Genomic DNA, 18,793 nt, shown 5'->3' with positions numbered 1-18,793 from the left:
CGCCACAAAAAGGATGGTCAGGGGAGATGGCAATGACGCTGCCTGAACGGATGAAGGCACTGGTGCTCAAGCAGGACGGGTTTTCGGACAAGCCGGCAAGCTATTCGCCGAAAAGCCTTGCGCCGTTTCTTGCCTATAAAGAAGTCGATGTGCCCCGTCCGCGCAAAGGACAGGTGCTGGTGAAGATGCGCTGTTCGTCGGTCAATCCGTCCGATGTGATGTTCATTCAGGGCAGCTATGGCCAGCCGCGCATCAAGGGCCAGCCGGCGGGATTTGAAGCCGTCGGCGATGTGGTTGCTTCCGGCGGCGGGTTTATGGCCGCCATGATGAAGGGCAAGCGGGTCGCGTTCGTGGCGCGAAGCTCGGGCAGTTGGGCACCTTACGTACTGGCCGATGCGGCGACTTGCATTGCCTTGCGCAAGGATGTGCGCGACGAGGATGGTGCGGCAATGATCGTCAACCCGCTGACGGCCTATGCGATGTTCGACATGGTCAAGCGGTCGGGGTCAAAGGCGTTCGTCATGTCGGCGGCGGCCAGCCAGTTGTGCAAGCTGATGGCTGGCCTTGCCCGCGATGAGGGTTATAGCGCCATCGGCGTGGTGCGCCGAGACAGCCAGATCGGCCCTTTGAAGGAACTGGGCGCTGCCCATGTACTCAACAGCGAAACGAAGGCTTTTGCCCGGGAATTTGCAGCATTGTGCAAGGCAGAAAAGCCGGTCCTGTTTCTCGACGCGGTGACGGGGCCTGTTTCGGCGGAAATATTCGATGCGATGGGCCGCGATGCGCGCTGGGTGATCTATGGCCGGTTGACCGATGAACCGACCACCGTCAGGGAGCCCGGCCAGTTCATCTTCATGCGCAAACAGATTGAAGGCTTCTGGCTTGTCACCTGGCTTGGCAGTACCTCGCTGTTGACCAAGATGAAGACGACCCGCGCCGTTCAACGGCGCTTTGCCAGCGGTGCCTGGCAAACGCAGGTTTCTGCCCGGGTGGCGCTTGGGGACGCCCTGAAGGAACTGCCAGGACTTCTTGCCGGTGAAAATACCGGCAAGGTATTGCTGGTGCCGGGCAGGTCATAGGCGATGGCGCCGATTTCGTTCTTGCCGGCCGGCCCTATCTTTACGGTGTTGCCGCCCATGGCGAAGCAGGCGCTGACCATGTCAGCCATATTCTTGCCACCGACCTTGCCAACAACATGATGCAGCTGGGCGTTTCAACGCTGGCGGATTTGCGCAGGCTGTCTGCCCTCTGACTCAACACCTGAGCAACGCGCGGCCGGGCCGCTGGCGTTAACCGGCTGCTAACCACCTTTGTTTGGCTGCACTTAACCCTAACAGGGCATGATTTATTTCTGCCCGATTTTAGACAGTTTCGGCTGGCTAGGTCGGCAGCACAAAAATCCGGAGTGGGGAAATGATCAAGCCAGTATTGCGTATCCTGTTTGCCGCCTCTGCGCTGATGTCGGCCTTTGTGCCGGCACAGGCAGTGGAGGTCTATCTGTTTCGCGGTGCGGGCGATTTCTCCTTCGTGGCGGACCGGCTGACTTTCAGCCAGGGGATGGACGATCTGCGCGACAAGATCCGCGAAAGCGGCATTCATGCCGATGTCTATCGCTGGCAGAATGCGGTGGGAGCACTTGCCGATATCCGCAAGCGCAAGCCGCGGTCTGTGGCGCTGCTGGGCCATTCCATGGGTGCGCTGGCGGCGATTACCACGGCAGCCCAGTTACGCAAGGAAGGGGTCAAGGTTTCCTATCTCGGCCTGATCGACATTCCAGGCCCCGTCGGCACGGTGCCGGAGGGTGTGATGTGGGCGGAAAATTTCTATTCGCTGTTTCCCGTTTACGGGTTGTTGCCCGTCACCAGGGGGCAGAAGGCGGTGGTGACCAATAATCACGTCTTTGGCCAGATTCACACGACGATGGACAACTCGAAAAAGGTCCACAATGCCATGCTTTCGGCAATCTGGCAGGTGGATGACATCGACCGGGGCATTCGCGAACCGGTCACCTTGCGCGCCTATGCGCTGGACAATGCGCTTTCCAGCCCGGCAAGCCGCAGTGTCGATGCGGTGGCGCAGCCCGGCACGCTTTCGCCCGCCGAATAAACCCCTGCTATCAGGTATCGCCTTTTGCCGCTGACTTGCGGCGGGGCTGTGGGCGTGGGGCATTCTTCTGGCCGCTGGAAGCAACTTCCAGCGGGGTTCTGAAAATCACCTCGCGATGAGGGAAGGGGATGGCAATGTCCGCTTCCTTCAATTTGTCCCACAGCGACAGCAAAACGGTTCCGCGGATGTTGGTCAGCCCGTTCTGGGGATCGCGAATCCAGAAGCGCAGCACGAAGTTGATCGAGGAATCGCCGAATTCCGTCATCCAGCACACCGGTTTTTTCAGCTTGGAAACGCGGTCGAGGTCTTCAAGACAGGACAGTGCTACGCGGGTCACCTCATGGGGGTCGCTGTCATAGGATACGCCGAAGGGCACATCGAGGCGTACCAGATCATCGGAAAACGACCAGTTGACCACCTGCTGGGTGATGAAATCCTCATTGGGAATGAGGAATTCCTTGCCGTCTCGGGTAACGACGGAGACAAACCGGGCGCGCAATTCGCGGATCCAGCCGAAGGTTTCGCCAAGGGAAATTGTGTCGCCGGGTTTGATCGACTTGTCGAGCAGGATGATGATGCCGGAGATGAAGTTGGAGACGACTTTCTGCAGGCCGAAACCGATGCCCACGCCCACGGCTCCTGAAAAGACGGTAAGCGCCGTCAGATCAAGGCCAATGGCCGACAGGGCGGCGGCCACGGCGACAATCATCAGCGTGATCTTGACCACCTTGCCAGTCAGAACCCGCAGCGAAGGGGTCAAATCCTCGACCCGCTGAATGCGGGCATCGACGAAATTGCCCAGCAGCGAGGCCAGCCAGATCAGCCCGACCAGCAGCACGATGCCCTTGATGACGGCAAACGCCGAAAGGCGGAATTCGCCAAGGTTGAAGGCAAAGGAATCGAGCGCCAGCATGACCGTGCCGAAGGTATTGGTCAGGCTCAGGGCGGCAATCGACCAGCCGACAATGGTCACTGTGCGGGCGAAAAACCGGCTGCGAATGATGCGTGAGAGGACAGCGATGATCAGCCAGGCGGCGGCAAGCTTGACCGACACATCCACGATCCAGGCCCGCGAAGGCCAGGTGTATTGCCTGATAAGAATGGCCGAGACCCAGGCCATGGGAATGAAAAACACCCAGGTAAGCCGCCGCATCAGGGCCGCCAGGACCCGCAGCAGGTCGGGATTGCCCTTGATGGTGCGCGCCCATTCCTCCATTCGGGGTTCGATCAGGCGCGCGGCGCTGCGGGCAAGCAGGAAGCAGGCGACAACGATGGCGACCTGATAGACGGTCCAGGGCGTATAGAGATAGAACCAGAGCGATTTCAGCTTCAGTTGGATCGCAAGCAGTGCGGTTTCCATGTAACTCCCTGGCAACTGACCGGTGGCATTCCTGACCCAATCAACGCGGAATTGGGCCGCCTGTCAAACCGGCCTTGCATGGCAAGGAAGACGCGCCTGTTCAGACATTGCGCAGCAGGATCACCGGGACACCGTCCCCCACCGCCGCTGGCGGTGCATGAACCGGCCGGATGATCAGGCAATCGGCCTTTGAAAGCGTGGCCAGCATGGAGGAGTCCTGCTTGGGAAAGGGCGCGACCAGCAGTTTGCCATCGGCGTTGCGGCGGGCAGTTGCCCTGATGTAATCCTCGCGCTCGTCGTTTTGCCCCATTGCAACTTCCAGTTTGCCGGAAACCGGCATCACCGTTGCTGCATCGTATCCGCCCAGCAGGCGGATCAGCGGGCGCATGAAGATGTGGCCGGAAACCAGGCTTGAAACGGGGTTGCCGGCCAGGCCCAGAAAGCGGCGTTCCTTGCCGCCAATCCTGGCTTTGCCGAACATGACCGGCTTGCCGGGCCGCATGGCGATTTTGACAAAGGAGAAAGTGAAACCGAAATGCTCCATGGCGGGCTTGACCAGATCGTGGTCGCCAACCGAGGCGCCGCCGGTGGTAACGATCAGGTCCGCACCATTGTCAAGCGCTTTGCCGATCCGTGCCGTCAGGTCATCGAGCGTGTCCCTTGCGATGCCAAGATCGATCACGCTGCCGCCGGCTTGGCGGGCGATGGCGGCAATGCCGAAGGTATTGGAGGCAAGAATCTGCCCTTCGCCCAGTTGCTCGCCCGGCAAAACCAGTTCATCGCCGGTGGCAAGCACCGCGACAACCGGCTTTTTCCACACCGGCAGTTCGGCATGGTTCATGGCGGCTGCCAGCGACAGGCTTTGGGCATCGATGACCGTGCCGGCCTTCAAGAGCACATCGCCCTGGGCAAAATCGAGCCCGGCAGGGCGCACGAACTTGCCCTTGTCGGCGGGCTGCAACACTTCAACGCGGTCGCCGTTCCGGGTGGTGTTTTCCTGGATGATGATGGTGTCGGCGCCGTCCGGCACTGGTGCACCGGTAAAAATGCGGACCGCCGTGCCGGGTGTCAGTTCACCGGCAAAGGGGTGACCGGCGGCCGCTTCCCCGATGATTTCCAGCACGGTTTTTGAGGGGGAAAGGTCGGTATGGCGCACGGCATAGCCATCCATGGCGGAAGCCGGGAAGGGCGGCTGGGTGCGGTTGGCGGCAAGGTCCCTTGCCAGCACACGGCCATTGGTTTCTTTCAGCAGCACGGGTTCGAAATCCCTGGCTGCCGCACCTTCCAGAACCAGTTGCAGCGCCTTTTGCGCGGGCACCAGACCTTGATGAAGAATGTTGTTGTTGTCAGCCAAGGCCGCTTACCGCCTGATTTATCCGCTGGAACCGGATTTCCAGTGGCCTGACTTGCCGCCGGATTTTTCGCTAACGCGGACATTGCCGATCATCATGCCGCGGTCGACGGCTTTCGCCATGTCGTAAACCGTCAGGAGAGCGACCGAACAGGCGGTCAGCGCTTCCATTTCAACGCCGGTCTTGCCCTTAAGGCGCGCCGTTGCCGTTACCGAAAGACCGGGCAGTTCCCGGTCCTCTTCGATGTCAACGGTGACCTGGGTCAGTGCAAGGGGATGGCAAAGCGGGATCAGATCGCTGGTTTTCTTGGCCGCCATGATGCCGGCAATGCGCGCGGTTGCAAGCACATCGCCCTTCCTGGCCTGGCCGGACAATATCATGTCGAGGGTTTCGGCCTTCATGGCGATGGTGCCGCAGGCCGATGCAAAGCGCTCGGTATCTTCCTTGCCGCCGACATCCACCATGCGGGCGGTGCCGGAAGAATCGATATGGGTCAGCTTGTCAGCCATGGTTACCAGGCTCCGCCCGATGCGGCGAGGGGAACGCTGAGCAGCTTGCGGGTCGCAGCCGCCACGTCCTGCTGGCGCATCAGGCTCTCGCCAATCAGGAAGGTATGAATGCCGCTTTCGGCCATCTGCGCCAGGTCTTCAGGGGTAAACAGCCCGCTTTCGCCAACCAGCAGTCTGCCCTCGGGGACAAGCTTGGCCAGGCGCCGGCTGGTATCCAGGGAGGTTTCAAAGGTCTTCAGATTGCGGTTGTTGATGCCGAGCAGCGGGGATTTCAAGTGCGCAAGCGCGCGCTCAAGCTCGGCTTCGTCATGCACTTCAACCAAGACGTCCATGCCCAGTGCGAAGGCCGTTTCTTCCAGTTCCCGGGCAAGGCCGTCCCCGACGCTTGCCATGATGATCAGGATGCAGTCTGCACCCCAGGCACGGGCTTCAAACACCTGATAGGGATCGTAGAGAAAGTCCTTGCGCAGGGCCGGCAGCGACACGGCAGCGCGCGCCGCGGTGAGGTATTCCGGTTTCCCCTGAAAGGAAGGCTGGTCGGTGAGTACCGAAAGACAGGCTGCCCCGCCCATCTCGTAGGCTGCAGCCAGTGCCGGCGGATCAAAATCTGCGCGGATCAGGCCCTTGGAAGGGCTGGCCTTCTTGATTTCGGCGATCAGCGCATATTCGGTACGGTCAAGCTTTGCCTTCAGGGCATCAACAAAGCCGCGCGGCGGTTCGCCCGCAGCGATCTGTTCCTTCAGGCCTTCAAGGCTGACGGCAGCTTTTGCTGCGGCGACTTCCTCGAGCTTGTAGGCCTTAATCTTGTCCAGGATGTCCGCCATCACGCCGTGCCCTGGTTTGAAACGGCGACCAGCCTTGCCAGCGCCGCATTGGCCTTTCCCTCGTCGACGGCGGCAGCGGCAATTTCCACACCCTCGCGAAGGTCCGATGCGGTATCTGCAACCACCAGGGCGGCGGCCGCGTTCATCAGTACCATGTCACGATAGGCGGAGGGTTCGCCGTCGAGAAGCCCCTGAAGCTTGCCGGCATTGTACCGGGCATCGCCGCCGGCGATGGCATCGGCGGGCTGAACCTTGAAGCCGAAGTCTTCCGGCGTCACCTCCTGCGGCAGGACGGAGCCGTTTTCCAATTTCGCCATCTGGGTTTTGCCGGTAATCGTGATCTCGTCATAGCCGTCGCCATAGACCACCCAGACCTTTTCAGAGCCCAGTTCGCCCAGCACCTTGGCAATGGTGATCAGCCATTTGGGAGAAAAGACGCCCAAAAGCTGACGCTTGACGCGGGCCGGATTGCACATGGGGCCAAGCAGGTTGAAGATCGTCCTTGTGCCAAGTTCGGCGCGGGCCGGGCCGACAAAGCGCATCGCCGAATGGTGGGCTGGCGCAAACATGAAGCCGACATTGGCATCTTCAATGCAGTCTGAAATCTGGCCGGGCGACAGTTCAAGGTTCACTCCCAATGCCGCCAATACGTCTGCAGCGCCCGATTTGGAGGAAAGCGCGCGGTTGCCATGCTTGGCGACCTTGACCCCGCAGCCGGCAACCACCAGTGCGGTCGCGGTCGAAATGTTGAGGGAGCCTTTGGCATCGCCGCCGGTGCCGACAATGTCGATGGCATCGACCGGCGCATCGACCGACAGCATTTTTGCACGCATGGCCTCCACCGCGCCGGCAAATTCGGCTTCGCTTTCACCGCGAACGCGAAGTGCCATCAGGAAGCCGCCGATCTGGGCAGGCGTTGCATCGCCCGACATCAGGATGGAGAAAGCCTGCTGGGTTTCCTCGCGGGTCAGCGCGTTGCCGTCGGCAGCCTTTGCGATATAGGTTTTCAAGTCACTCAATTGCCTGTTCCGTTGTTTGTGCTGCCTTTTTAGGCTGCCGGACGACCGGTCTCTGCCCGGTTCATGGTCATTGTGCCAGCACCTGACGGATCACCGGCTGGTTTATGGTGATGGTTTCATCCTGTCGCAGGCGCGAAATCAACTGGTTGACGATGTCATCGCCCGCCTGCTGGGCGGCTGCGCTGCGGGCTGCCTCATCGACCGGTGAACTGCCGGCATTGACGGCCGCGACCCGCAGCACAACCCAGTCGAGCGGCGAATTGCGCTGTAGTGCGACAACGCTGCCCTCAGGTTGCGAGAAACCGGCCGCGATCACCGGTTGGGGCAGGCCGGGCGCCGTTGCCAGACGGTTGAGCGCCTGGGTTTGCTGAACCACTTTTTTCGCTTCACCATCCCCCGCGGGGATCAGTTCCTCGATCAGGGAATTGAACTCACCGCCGGATTGAAGGCGCTCACGAAAGGTTTCGGCAAGGGCAGCGACCGCCTTTGCCTTCTCGGCTTCCAGCCAGTCGGCCTCAACCTGTTCGCGCACTTCTTCAAAGGGCTTCTGGCGCTCGGGCTCGATCTCCAGCACATCGACCCAGACAAAACCTTCAGTGCCAATGGAAATTGCGTTGATCTCGAAACCGGGGTCGATTTCAAAGGCTTCCGAAAGCACTTCCTGCGACTGGGGAATGTCGGAGATGATGTTGCCCTGCCTGTCGCGGGCTGTACGGTCGACCGCATCAATCACGCGCGGCTTGAGACCAACGATTTCTGCGGCCTTCTGAAGGGTTTCACCGGCAGCGCGTTCATCTTCCAACTGGTCATGGGTTTCGAATATCTCGTCCTCTGCCCTGGCCAGCGCCAGTGTTCTGCGAATTTCTCCGGCAACCTCGGTGAGCGGTTTCGTGCTGCCGGGGATGATCTCTGTCACATTGAGGATCGCCGTTCCAAAAAGGCCGTCCACCGGCTCGGTGGGCGTGTTGAGTGCTGCAGCAAAAGCAGCTTCAGCGATGGCGGTATCGGGAATGCCGGCCTTGGCAAGCGTGCCAAGACTGACATCGCCAGCCGTCTTGCCCTGCTCGGCCAGCAGGCTTTCAAAGCTTGCGCCATCCGCCAGTTTTTGCGCTGCTGCCTCGGCTTCTTCCCGGCTGGTGAAAACCAGCTGCTGGATCGTGCGCTTTTCAGGCTCGCTGTAAGAGGCCTTGCGTGCCTCGTATTCGGCGGCAATTTCCTCGTCGCTGATGGCAGCTTCGTCGGCGATGTCGGCTGCTTCCAGCTTGACGATCAGCAATTTGCGGAATTCCGGTGCCCGGTAGGCATCAAGATTGCCTTCGTAATATTCCTTGAGCTCCGCTTCATCGGGATCGGCAATCTGCCCAATGTCGCCGTCGCTGATCACCACATAGTCGAATTTGCGCTCTTCGCCCTGGTAGGCGGACAAAAGATCGAAATAAGCGTCGGGAAGGGGCGTTTCGCCGGCGGTTGCCTCAATGATCTGGTTGCGCAATGCGACCGCCTTGCGGGTTTCGACATATTCCTCCTCGCTCATGCCGATGGAGGCCAGCGCCCGGCGCAGCTGATCGCGGGAAAAGCGGCCCGTGGCATCGCGAAACGTCTCATCTTCGCCGATAATGCCGGCCAGCCGGTCGGAAGAAATGCCGAGCTTCATCTTGCGCGCGGCTTCATCAAGCACGGCGCCGCTGACAAGCTGCGAGATCACGTTGCCGGTCAGGCCGAAGGCGTCGGCCTGTTCGCGGGTCAGCCGGGTGCCAAACTGGCGCTGCAACTGGTTCAGCTGCCGGTCATAGGCAAGGCGCAGCTCAATCGGCGTGACGCGGGTATCGCCCACGGTAATGACCGATGCAGTGTTGCCGGAAAGGATCGAACCGGAAACGCCCCACACGGCAAAACTTGCAACCAGCAGGACAAGAAGGATTTTGGCGACCCATCCACGAGTCGCTTCGCGCAGCATGCTGAGCATGAAAACATCCGTTTTTGATGCGGCCGGGCTTCTTGCACCCGCTGCCGCCGGTTTCATGGGTTTTGCGGTTTCTATACTGTCTGCGGTGACGCGGCTCAACCGGCTTGTTGCGATAGACTGATTTACCGGTACGCTGTCTTCTTCACCGGACAAACTGCCACAAGGCTTGCAAGAAGGCTTTATCTGGCGCTGCCGCCTGTGGTAATCGCGCCGCCAGTCTTATGTGCTCCAACGTTGCAGCAGGGTTTTATACCCGGAAGGAATGATCTCATGACACCTGGCATCAAGCCGCTTGTGGCGGGAAACTGGAAGATGAACGGTACCTCCGCGAGCCTTGCCGAATTGAGCGCCATGAACACCGGTTACGGGCCGGATCTTCAGGAGAAGATCGATATGCTGGTCTGCGTTCCGGCAACGCTATTGTTTCAGGCCGGTGAAGTGGCAAGCAACGGCAGGCTTAAAACCGGTGCACAGGACTGTCATGCAAAGGCTTGCGGAGCCCATACCGGCGATATATCCGCCGAGATGATCGCCGATGCAGGCGGCAGTGCGGTCATTGTCGGCCATTCTGAGCGCCGTGCAGACCATGGGGAAACCAGCGCCGTGGTGCGCGAAAAGGCGGTGGCGGGGCTTGGCCAGGGGCTACAGACCATTGTGTGCATCGGCGAGACGGAAGACGAGCGCAAGGGGGAAAGACCCTTGATGTGCTGAAGGAACAGCTTGCCGGCTCCTTGCCTGATGCCTGGGAGCAGGGCGAGTTGGTGATGGCCTATGAGCCGGTCTGGGCGATCGGCACCGGGCTGACACCCACAGCTGAAGATGTTGCCGAAGCCCATGCCTTTATCCGCTCGGAGCTCGTCAGCCGTTACAACGAAGCGGGCAAGTCCATCCGGCTGCTTTACGGCGGCTCGGTAAAGCCCGGCAATGCAAGGGAACTGATGGCGGTTGCAAATGTGGACGGAGCCCTGGTGGGCGGGGCAAGCCTTAAAGCCGAAGACCTGCTTGGCATTGCTGCGGCCTATCTTGAAATCTGACGGCAATTGCCAGCCGCAGGCGGGTATGAACAACCGCGTGCCGGCGCACTTGAAACTTGCCGCTTCTGTCTTTAGATAGGCGCAAACCGATTGGCCGCATCGAACCTTATGGGTGCGGACTGCAGGAAACTTCCCCCGAGGAAACTCCAATGGAAACCGTTCTGATCGTCATCCACCTGATGGTGGTCGTTGCCCTTGTTATCGTGGTGCTGTTGCAGCGCTCGGAAGGCGGTGCGCTTGGCATTGGCGGCGGTGGCGGCTTCATGTCGGCGCGCGGTGCTGCCAATGCGCTGACCCGCACGACCTCGATCCTGGCGGCAGCTTTTTTTGCCACCTCCGTCGGGCTTGGCATCTATGCCAAGGTAAGCGGCGGCTCTGCCGATATTCTCGATCAGGTCCCGGTCGAAACCCAGGATGGCGGTTCGATCCTTGATGCGATCACGCCGGAATCGGAAAAACAGCCTGAAAGCGGCGAACCGGCAGCGCCCTCAAGCCAGTAACGGCTTTTGACAGGAAAAATTCGAAGATGCCCGGTCAATTGGCCGGGCGTTTTTCTGTGAAAAAGGACGTTGTGCGGAATTTCCGCTTTGCGAATCTGAAGACTCGGGTTAAGCCCTGACTCCCATGGCGCGATATGTATTCATCACAGGCGGCGTGGTTTCCTCCCTCGGAAAAGGCATCGCATCGGCGGCTCTTGGAGCCCTCCTGCAGGCACGCGGCTATCGTGTGCGGCTGAAAAAACTCGATCCCTATCTCAATGTCGACCCGGGCACGATGAGCCCGTATCAGCATGGCGAGGTGTTCGTTACCGATGACGGCGCCGAGACCGATCTCGATCTAGGCCACTATGAACGTTTTACCGGGCGTTCGGCCAATGGCCAGGACAACATCACCACTGGCCGCATTTACCAGCAGATCATCGAGAAGGAACGGCGCGGAGACTATCTCGGCGCGACCGTTCAGGTGATCCCGCATGTGACGAATGCGATCAAGGAATTCGTCATCGACGGCAATGACGATTTCGATTTCGTGCTGTGCGAGATCGGCGGAACGGTGGGCGACATCGAGGCGCTGCCGTTTTTCGAGGCAATCCGTCAGCTCGGCAATGATCTGCCACGCAACAATGCGGTTTATGTGCATTTGACGCTGATGCCGTGGATTGCGGCGGCGGGCGAATTGAAGACCAAGCCGACCCAGCACTCGGTCAAGGAATTGCGCTCGATCGGCATTGCTCCGGATATTCTTCTGGTGCGCGCTGACCGGGAAATCCCCGAAGACGAGCGCCGCAAGCTGTCGCTGTTCTGCAATGTGCGCCCGTCTGCAGTGATCCAGGCGCTGGATGTGAAGAACATCTATGACATCCCGATGACCTACCACAAGGAAGGGCTGGATGCTGAAGTGCTGGCGGCCTTCGGTATCGATCCGGCGCCCAAGCCGCGCATGGAGCGCTGGGAAGAGGTTGCCGACCGGGTGCACAATCCCGAAGGCACGGTGACGATTGCCGTTGTCGGCAAATATACCGGCCTGCTGGATGCCTATAAATCGCTGATGGAGGCGCTGCATCACGGCGGCATGGCAAACCGGGTGAAGGTCCGCCTTGAATGGATCGAGGCCCAGGTGTTCGAAGAGAACGATCCGGCGCCCTATCTTGAGAAGGTTCATGGCATTCTGGTGCCGGGCGGTTTCGGCGAACGCGGGGCGGAAGGCAAGATCAAGGCGGCGCAATATGCCCGGGAAAAGGAAATTCCCTATTTCGGCATCTGTTTCGGCATGCAGATGGCGTGTATCGAGGCCGCGCGCAATCTGGCCGGCATCGAAGGGGCGTCATCAACGGAGTTCGGCGAAACGAAAGAGCCGGTTGTCGGCCTGATGACTGAATGGCTGAAAGGCAACATGCTGGAAAAGCGCAAGGCTTCCGGCGATCTGGGTGGAACGATGCGGCTCGGCGCCTACAAGAACGTTCTTAGCGAGGGTTCGCGCATTGCCGAAATATACGATGCTACGGAGATTTCCGAGCGCCACCGCCATCGCTATGAGGTCAATGTCGACTACAAGGACACACTGGAGAAAGCGGGCCTTGTCTTCGCCGGCATGTCACCAGATGGGGTATTGCCGGAAACGGTGGAATATCCCGACCATCCCTGGTTCATCGGTGTTCAGTATCATCCGGAACTGAAATCGCGGCCGTTTGAACCCCATCCGCTGTTTGCCAGCTTTATCGGCGCGGCGGTCAAACTGGCGCGGCTGGTATAGGGCGGGGCTGATGAAAGCTGCTTTCTATACGCGTAACGGCCCGGCCGGCGAGGTCATCGAGATTGGCGAAAAACCAAAACCAATCCCAGAGGCTGGCGAAGTGCTGGTGGAGCTCGCCTTTTCCGGGGTCAATCCGTCCGATGTGAAATCGCGCGCAGCGCGGCCGCTGGCTGGCGCCTATCAAATCCCCCATTCCGACGGTTCCGGCACGGTTGAGGCGGTGGGCGAGGGGGTTGATGTTTCCCGCATTGGCGAACGTGTATGGACCTGGAATGCGGCCTGGCAGCGCCCTGACGGTACGGCGGCGGAATATGCCGCCCTGCCGGCAGATCAGGCGGTGAAGCTGCCGCAGGGCGTTTCGCTGGAAGCGGCGGCCTGCCTGGGCATTCCCGGCATGACGGCGGCCCATGCGGCCGAACTGCTGAGCGCTGAAACCGATGCAAGAGCGGTTCTTGTGACCGGTGCGGGCAATGCGGTGGGCAATCTTGCCTGCCAGATGGCCAAACAGGCGGGCTTTACCGTCATCGGCACGGCATCTGCCCGCCGCCGCGACCTGGCGGACAAGGCGGGCTGCGACAGGGTGCTTGATCCCTATGTTGATGAACTTGCGAAAGCCGTGCTTGAAGCCAATGGCGGTGCGCCGGTGGACGCCATCATCGACATGGATTTTTCCTCCACTGCGAGGCTGCTGGGACAGGGCGTATTAAAACCCCATGGGGTGCTGATCGGCTACGGTTCCAACGAGATGGGCCAGGTTTCCTTTGACTTCCGCCAGGCGCTGTTCAACTGCCATCGCCTCAGCTTTTTTGTCGTCTATGAATTGCTGGCAAAAGAGCGCAAGGCCGCCATGGATCGGCTGGAAAGGGCGCTGGGCGCCGGGCTCGACATTGCGATTGATGCGGTCCTGCCGTTGGCCGAGGCTGCCAGAGCGCATGAGCGCGTGGAATCAGGCACGGCAACGGGCAATGTGCTGCTGCGCTGCTGAACGGCTGCCAGGGCCGTCGCGGCAATCTGTCAGATATCTTTCGCCACACTTGAACCAAGATCGTTCTGCAGATACCCTTGCTGCAGGGGCATGGAACAATCTTGTCGGGGTTTGAGTTGGTGTCCATGGTCCGGTTTTTCCCTATGGCTTTGCATTGCCTAACGGCTGCCAGAATCAGCGTTGCTGCGCTGTCTGTGTTTTGGCTGCTCGTCTTAGCGGTTGTTGCGGCAAGTGCAGGACCGCATCTGGTCGCCGATGCGCGAACCGGTGCGGTACTGACGCAATCGCGGGCCACTGACCGCTGGTTTCCGGCTTCCCTGACCAAGCTGATGACCACCTATACCGTGCTGCGGGAAATCCGCCGCGGCGCGATCACGCTGCGCTCGCCGGTTCGCATTTCGGCCAAGGCATCAAATGAACCGCCGTCGAAAATGGGCTTTCCGTGGAAAACCATATTGACGGTGGAGACGGCGCTAAAGATCCTGATGGTAAAATCGGCCAATGACGTTGCCACCGCGCTGGGCGAATCGATAGGTGGCAGCGAAGCCGCCTTTGCCGGCATGATGAACGGCTATGCGCGGGAAATCGGCATGGTGGATTCCAATTGGGTCAATGCCCATGGTCTGCACGATCCAAACCAGTATTCCAGCGCGCGCGATCTGGCATTGCTGGCCATCCGCCTGAAGACGGAGTTTGCCGAGCAATCGGGCCTGTTTGACATTCACGCCATCAAGGTTGGCAACAGAAGGTTGAAAAACCACAACGCGCTGCTGCGGCGCTTTGCCGGAACGACGGGCATGAAGACCGGCTTTATCTGCGCTGGCGGCGTGAGCATCGTTGCCAGCGCCAGAATAAACGGCCGCGAACTGGTCGCGGTTGTCCTGGGACACCGTTCGGCCAGGGAACGCAACGTGCGCGCTGCCGAACTGCTGACGGCGGCCTCGCGCCGGGTACGCGCTCACGGCCTGCCCAACATTTACGAATGGCCTGCAAGCGATGTGCCGGTTGCGCCCGTCGATATCAGCGATGCGGTTTGCGGCCGTGGCGATGGAACGCTGGACCAATTGGAACGGGAAGATCTGGCTATAAACTATTTTCCGATACTGCGTCCCACGCTGAAGGAACGCCAGGCGCTCTATTTCACCGACCCGGTCAACGCGCCGGAACCGGTTGCGCTTGCGCTCGGCAATGCCACGGGTCCCGATCCTTTCGGTCTGTTGATTGAAAAACCGCCCATTGGCCTTGCTGAAAGCGGTGAGGTTACCATGCAGGGGCGCGCCGAACTTGAAGATGGAACCATTGTCGCCGTGCCGGAGCAAAATCCGTTGCAGCCGCAAGCAGCGGAAGGCAGGGTGCCGGCGGATGCCAAAGAAGGTCAGCCTGCCACGCTTTCGGTTACCGGCAAGGTGGTGCTGGGTGGGGTAGCAAGTGCCATACCCGTTCGCCCGCCCGTCACCATCCCCAATCAGGAGGCAGATTCTGTTTCCAATGTGACGGCTTCAGATCAGGGGAATTGATTTGGATCGCTGAGGGTCCTGACCACAACAGCACGATGACCCACAGCCTACATGGTGTCACTCCCTTGCCAACCGTGCCGTGATCGGGCAAACCGGCTGGCGGTTTCTCCAACAGCATGCGGACTTTCACTTATGGCAGTTTCTCCCCGCAAAGCGCGCAGCGTCGACCACCTCGTCCTGCCAGTTGCCGGTCTTGAACTGGCGCGGCAGCGCCTTGGGCAACTGGGCTTTAGCGTCGCGCCCGACGCGATACATCCCTTCGGTACCGAGAACGCCTGTGTCTTTTTTGAAGACGGCACCTATCTGGAGCCGCTTGCGATTTACAAACGGGAAATCTGCGAGACCCAGGCGCTCAAGGGCAATGTGTTTGTCGCGCGCGACCAGGCCTTCCGCTTTCGCAGGGGCGATGAAGGGTTTTCAGCCTTCGTGCTGGCAACGAAAGATGCCGATGGCGATCACAAGCTGTTTCGAAAGCTGGGCATTTCCGGCGGCAGGAAGCTGACATTCTCGCGCATCTTTGAAAGCGCCAGCGGCAAGAAAAGCACGGCCAGCTTCAAGCTCGCCTTCGCTGCCGATCTCAGATCACCCGACAGCTTCGTTTTTACCTGTGAGCGCGTGAAGGCGCCGCCGGCAAAACGCGGCAAACTGGCAGAGCATGAAAACGGAGCCATCGGTATTAGCGAACTTGCGCTGGGCGAACCCAATCCGAGCGACTTCCAGTATTTCCTGCAGGAGGTGCTCAACCAGCGCGACGTCAATGCCCATTCCTTCGGCATCGAACTGGAGGCAGCCAATGCCAATGTGGCCGTCTACACGGCGAAGGGGCTTGGCGCCTGGTATGGCATTGAAAGCGGCTGCCATGGGCGGGGGCTGCGGTTTCGCGCCTTCTCGGTCGCGGTCAAGGACCTCGGACAGACCGAAAAGCTGCTCAGGAAGAACAAGGTTGCCTGCCGGCGGATTGCCCAGCGCGTGGTGGTCGATCATGCCCCGGGGCAGGGGTGCGTCATCGCCTTTGAGGAGGCCGCAAAATGAGCGGGGCAAATGCCGTAGTGGCGGTAGGCAAAACCGAATTCTTCAACACCGGTCCCTTGTCGCTGATTGCCGGTCCCTGCCAGCTTGAATCGCGCCAGCATGCCTTCGACATGGCGGGCAGTCTGAAAGCGCTGACCGATGAACTTGGCATCGGCTTTGTCTACAAGTCGAGCTATGACAAGGCGAACCGCACGTCCCTTGGCGCAACGCGCGGGGCGGGGCTGGAAACCTCCATGCCCATTTTCGATGACCTGCGCCGGGAACTGGGGGTTGCGGTCATCACCGACGTTCACACGGCAGAAGCGTGCGCCGTGGTGGCAAAGCATGTGGACATGCTGCAGATCCCGGCCTTTTTGTGCCGCCAGACCGACCTGCTGGTGGCAGCAGCCAAAACCGGCTCGGTGATCAATGTCAAGAAAGGGCAATTCCTGGCGCCCTGGGACATGCAGAACGTTGTGAAGAAAGTCACCGATAGCGGCAACGCCAATGTGATCGTCACCGAACGCGGGGCAAGCTTCGGTTACAATACGCTGGTTTCCGACATGCGCGCACTGCCGATCATGGCGCGCGAAACCGGCGCGCCCATCGTTTTCGACGCCACCCATTCGGTGCAGAGCCCCGGCGGGCAGGGCGGCTCATCGGGCGGTGACCGCACTATGGTGCCGTTTTTGGCCCGCGCGGCCGTTGCAACCGGCGTTGCCGGCGTCTTCATCGAGACTCATGACGATCCCGACAACACCACATCCTCGGACGGGCCAAACATGGTCAGGCTGGCCGATATGCGCGGCCTGCTGGAGCAACTGATGGCGATTGATCAGATTGTGAAGGGTTGAAGCGGGCAGCCTATGCGCCGCGTTGTGACATGCGGTCGATGTGCTCGCGATAACGCAAGTCAAGGCAGGTGAAATCCGCGCCGCAGGCGTTGCGGACTTTCAGCCATTCATTGTGTTCCCTGGTGACCGACTGGCGCTGTGGCACGGTCCCGGCCTTCCCATAGGCAGACTGGAACACCTTGCTGAGCCGTTCGTCCAGAGAGAGCAGGTTCTCATTGTTGCAGACGGCGAATTCGGCCGGCTTTTCAGCCTCCGCACAGGGGAAGGACTGGGCCTCGGCAGGAAGCGACCAGAAAAGGGCGACCCCTGCCACGCAAATGGCAGCCGGCAGGAGGAATGCCTGGCCAAGCACGGCGGCCGGCGAAACGGTGTTGTTGTCAGCGATGTTCTTGTTCAGTGTCAGATCAACCATTGCTATCACCTGTTGCACTTCCCTTGGGGTCTTTTCGGCCCGGATCGGGCCATTTTGACCATTGAGGCTTTTTCGTTTGCTGCAGGCTTTTCAGCCCGTTCGCCCCTTGATGGTTCTCTGGTTAACCATGAATTGGGGAGGCGGAAGGACCGAATTGTGGCGATACCGCGATGGTTTTGTGGAATTTGTACGTCTGAGGGGCCGCTGCAAATTGCCTAACGCCGGGCTTTGCTGTATCCGGCAGCAAAATCCTGACCATGCCGCGCCCGCATTTTCCAATGCCGCGGCCTTCCTTTCCGCCCGGAGAACAAGATGCCTGCGATTATCGATCTGACAGCCCGTGAAATTCTGGACAGCCGGGGCAATCCCACCGTTGAAGTGGATGCGCTGCTGGAAGACGGCTCCTTTGGCCGCGCCGCTGTTCCGTCGGGTGCTTCAACCGGCGCTCATGAGGCCGTGGAACTGCGCGATGGGGGAAAGCGGTATCTGGGCAAGGGGGTCGAAAAGGCCGTGGAAGCGGTCAACGGCAAGATTGCCGAAGCACTGGTTGGCTATGACAGTGAGGAGCAGTTGGCGATCGATCAAACGATGATTGAGCTCGACGGCACCGAGAACAAGGCCAAGCTTGGCGCCAATGCCATTCTCGGCGTCTCGCTGGCCATTGCCAAGGCATCTGCCGAGGCATGCGGCCTGCCGCTCTACCGCTATGTGGGTGGCGCCAACGCCCATCTGCTGCCGGTACCGATGATGAACATCATCAATGGCGGGGAGCATGCCGACAATCCGATCGACTTTCAGGAGTTCATGGTCATGCCGGTTGGTGCAGACAGCCTGAAGGAGGCGGTCCGCATGGGGGCGGAGGTTTTCCATACGCTGAAAAAGGACCTGTCAGCAGCCGGGCACAACACCTCGGTGGGCGATGAGGGCGGGTTTGCGCCCAATCTCAGTTCGGCGGTCGATGCGCTCGACTTTATCATGAAGTCGATCGAGAAGGCCGGCTACAAGCCCGGTGAGGACATGTATCTGGCGCTCGATTGCGCGGCGACGGAATTCTTCAAGGACGGCAATTACGTCTATGAAGGCGAGGGGGTGAGCCGCGATCCTGAAACCCAGGCAAAATACCTTGCCGAACTGGTCTCCAGCTATCCCATCATTTCCATCGAGGACGGAATGTCGGAGGATGACTGGGACGGCTGGAAAATGCTCACCGATCTTGCGGGCAGTAAGTGCCAGCTTGTCGGTGATGACCTGTTTGTCACCAACTCGAAGCGCCTGCGCATGGGCATTGAAAAAGGCGTTGCCAATTCAATCCTGGTCAAGGTCAACCAGATCGGCAGTCTGTCGGAAACGCTTGATGCAGTGGAAACGGCGCACAAGGCGGCGTACACCGCCGTCATGTCGCACCGGTCCGGCGAAACGGAAGACGCCACCATCGCCGATCTGGCCGTCGCCACCAATTGCGGACAGATCAAGACCGGTTCCCTGGCCCGTTCCGACCGGCTGGCAAAATACAATCAGCTTATCCGCATTGAGGAAGAACTGGGCAATCAGGCACACTATGCCGGCCGGTCCATTCTGAAAGGCTGAACGC

17 protein-coding genes and 2 pseudogenes are annotated in these 18,793 nt (G+C 60.0%); 12 read left to right on the top strand and 7 right to left on the bottom strand.

Translation table 11 applies throughout. The annotated features are described in order from the left end of the window. Positions 1 to 32 precede the first annotated feature (32 nt). From BVL55_RS08045 to BVL55_RS08035, 3 genes are all read left to right on the top strand, one after another. Complete coding sequence (locus BVL55_RS08045; RefSeq protein WP_075996451.1) at positions 33 to 1,079, top strand: alcohol dehydrogenase catalytic domain-containing protein; 1,047 nt, start codon at positions 33 to 35, stop codon at positions 1,077 to 1,079. Then, on the top strand, positions 1,055 to 1,252 hold the full coding sequence (locus BVL55_RS17315) for an alpha-hydroxy-acid oxidizing protein (RefSeq protein WP_083649647.1): 198 nt from the start codon (positions 1,055 to 1,057) through the stop codon (positions 1,250 to 1,252). Before BVL55_RS08045 ends, BVL55_RS17315 begins: the two co-directional genes overlap by 25 nt. Before the next feature lie 161 nt (positions 1,253 to 1,413). After that, positions 1,414 to 2,106 (top strand): thioesterase domain-containing protein, encoded by a 693-nt coding sequence (locus tag BVL55_RS08035; protein ID WP_075996450.1) that lies wholly within the window; start codon positions 1,414 to 1,416, stop codon positions 2,104 to 2,106. A 10-nt stretch (positions 2,107 to 2,116) separates the two neighbouring features. Here the strand turns inward: BVL55_RS08035 and BVL55_RS08030 are convergent, their stop codons facing one another. The 6 genes from BVL55_RS08030 to BVL55_RS08005 all read right to left on the bottom strand — a co-directional run bounded on the left by BVL55_RS08030 (position 2,117) and on the right by BVL55_RS08005 (position 9,136). Continuing rightward, positions 2,117 to 3,466 carry a mechanosensitive ion channel family protein gene (locus tag BVL55_RS08030; protein WP_075996449.1) on the bottom strand — a complete coding sequence of 450 codons (1,350 nt, stop codon included), beginning with the start codon at positions 3,464 to 3,466 and terminating at the stop codon, positions 2,117 to 2,119. A gap of 100 nt (positions 3,467 to 3,566) precedes the next feature. Continuing rightward, on the bottom strand, positions 3,567 to 4,820 hold the full coding sequence (locus tag BVL55_RS08025) for a molybdopterin molybdotransferase MoeA (RefSeq protein ID WP_244530606.1): 1,254 nt from the start codon (positions 4,818 to 4,820) through the stop codon (positions 3,567 to 3,569). A gap of 18 nt (positions 4,821 to 4,838) precedes the next feature. After that, positions 4,839 to 5,327 carry a cyclic pyranopterin monophosphate synthase MoaC gene (gene moaC, locus BVL55_RS08020; protein WP_075996448.1) on the bottom strand — a complete coding sequence of 163 codons (489 nt, stop codon included), beginning with the start codon at positions 5,325 to 5,327 and terminating at the stop codon, positions 4,839 to 4,841. Positions 5,328 to 5,329: 2 nt separating this feature from the next. Continuing rightward, positions 5,330 to 6,151, bottom strand: a complete 822-nt coding sequence (gene trpC, locus BVL55_RS08015) for an indole-3-glycerol phosphate synthase TrpC (RefSeq protein ID WP_075996447.1) — start codon at positions 6,149 to 6,151, stop codon at positions 5,330 to 5,332. After that, a complete protein-coding gene (trpD, locus tag BVL55_RS08010; RefSeq protein WP_075996446.1) occupies positions 6,151 to 7,170 on the bottom strand; it encodes an anthranilate phosphoribosyltransferase in 1,020 nt (339 codons plus the stop codon). The genes trpC and trpD overlap by 1 nt, the downstream gene beginning before the upstream one ends. A 67-nt stretch (positions 7,171 to 7,237) precedes the next feature. Next, positions 7,238 to 9,136 (bottom strand): peptidylprolyl isomerase, encoded by a 1,899-nt coding sequence (locus BVL55_RS08005; protein WP_075998013.1) that lies wholly within the window; start codon positions 9,134 to 9,136, stop codon positions 7,238 to 7,240. On the opposite strand from BVL55_RS08005, the gene BVL55_RS17190 reads away from it, so the two are divergent. From BVL55_RS17190 to kdsA, 8 genes and pseudogenes are all read left to right on the top strand, one after another. Beyond that, on the top strand, positions 9,135 to 9,257 hold the full coding sequence (locus BVL55_RS17190; RefSeq protein ID WP_280161932.1) for a hypothetical protein: 123 nt from the start codon (positions 9,135 to 9,137) through the stop codon (positions 9,255 to 9,257). The two genes, BVL55_RS08005 and BVL55_RS17190, sit on opposite strands and share 2 nt — an antisense overlap. A gap of 149 nt (positions 9,258 to 9,406) precedes the next feature. Continuing rightward, a pseudogene (gene tpiA, locus BVL55_RS08000) lies at positions 9,407 to 10,170 on the top strand (triose-phosphate isomerase). A 149-nt stretch (positions 10,171 to 10,319) separates the two neighbouring features. Beyond that, a pseudogene (gene secG / locus BVL55_RS07995) lies at positions 10,320 to 10,667 on the top strand (preprotein translocase subunit SecG); the annotation flags it as partial. Between the two features lie 127 nt (positions 10,668 to 10,794). Continuing rightward, positions 10,795 to 12,423 (top strand): CTP synthase, encoded by a 1,629-nt coding sequence (pyrG, locus tag BVL55_RS07990; RefSeq protein ID WP_075996444.1) that lies wholly within the window; start codon positions 10,795 to 10,797, stop codon positions 12,421 to 12,423. Between the two features lie 10 nt (positions 12,424 to 12,433). Further along, positions 12,434 to 13,408, top strand: coding sequence for an NADPH:quinone reductase (locus BVL55_RS07985; RefSeq protein WP_075996443.1), 975 nt, complete (start codon positions 12,434 to 12,436; stop codon positions 13,406 to 13,408). Between the two features lie 143 nt (positions 13,409 to 13,551). Continuing rightward, the gene (locus BVL55_RS07980) at positions 13,552 to 14,925 is read left to right on the top strand and encodes a D-alanyl-D-alanine carboxypeptidase family protein (protein WP_205410854.1); all 1,374 of its coding nucleotides are present in this window, start codon (positions 13,552 to 13,554) and stop codon (positions 14,923 to 14,925) included. A 132-nt stretch (positions 14,926 to 15,057) separates the two neighbouring features. Next, on the top strand, positions 15,058 to 15,957 hold the full coding sequence (locus BVL55_RS07975; RefSeq protein WP_075996441.1) for a VOC family protein: 900 nt from the start codon (positions 15,058 to 15,060) through the stop codon (positions 15,955 to 15,957). Beyond that, positions 15,954 to 16,790, top strand: a complete 837-nt coding sequence (gene kdsA, locus BVL55_RS07970) for a 3-deoxy-8-phosphooctulonate synthase (protein ID WP_075996440.1) — start codon at positions 15,954 to 15,956, stop codon at positions 16,788 to 16,790. The genes BVL55_RS07975 and kdsA overlap by 4 nt, the downstream gene beginning before the upstream one ends. A 10-nt stretch (positions 16,791 to 16,800) precedes the next feature. Here kdsA and BVL55_RS07965 read toward each other — a convergent pair whose 3' ends face one another. After that, positions 16,801 to 17,202 carry a lysozyme inhibitor LprI family protein gene (locus tag BVL55_RS07965; protein ID WP_075996439.1) on the bottom strand — a complete coding sequence of 134 codons (402 nt, stop codon included), beginning with the start codon at positions 17,200 to 17,202 and terminating at the stop codon, positions 16,801 to 16,803. Positions 17,203 to 17,514: 312 nt separating this feature from the next. Between BVL55_RS07965 and eno the strand changes: the two genes are divergently transcribed. Then, complete coding sequence (gene eno, locus BVL55_RS07960; protein ID WP_075996438.1) at positions 17,515 to 18,789, top strand: phosphopyruvate hydratase; 1,275 nt, start codon at positions 17,515 to 17,517, stop codon at positions 18,787 to 18,789. The last annotated feature ends 4 nt before the right edge of the window (positions 18,790 to 18,793 follow it).

It is taken from the genome of Salaquimonas pukyongi (assembly GCF_001953055.1).
Classification (GTDB): Bacteria; Pseudomonadota; Alphaproteobacteria; order Rhizobiales; family Rhizobiaceae; genus Salaquimonas; species Salaquimonas pukyongi.
This window is presented reverse-complemented; position numbering and strand designations above follow the sequence as displayed.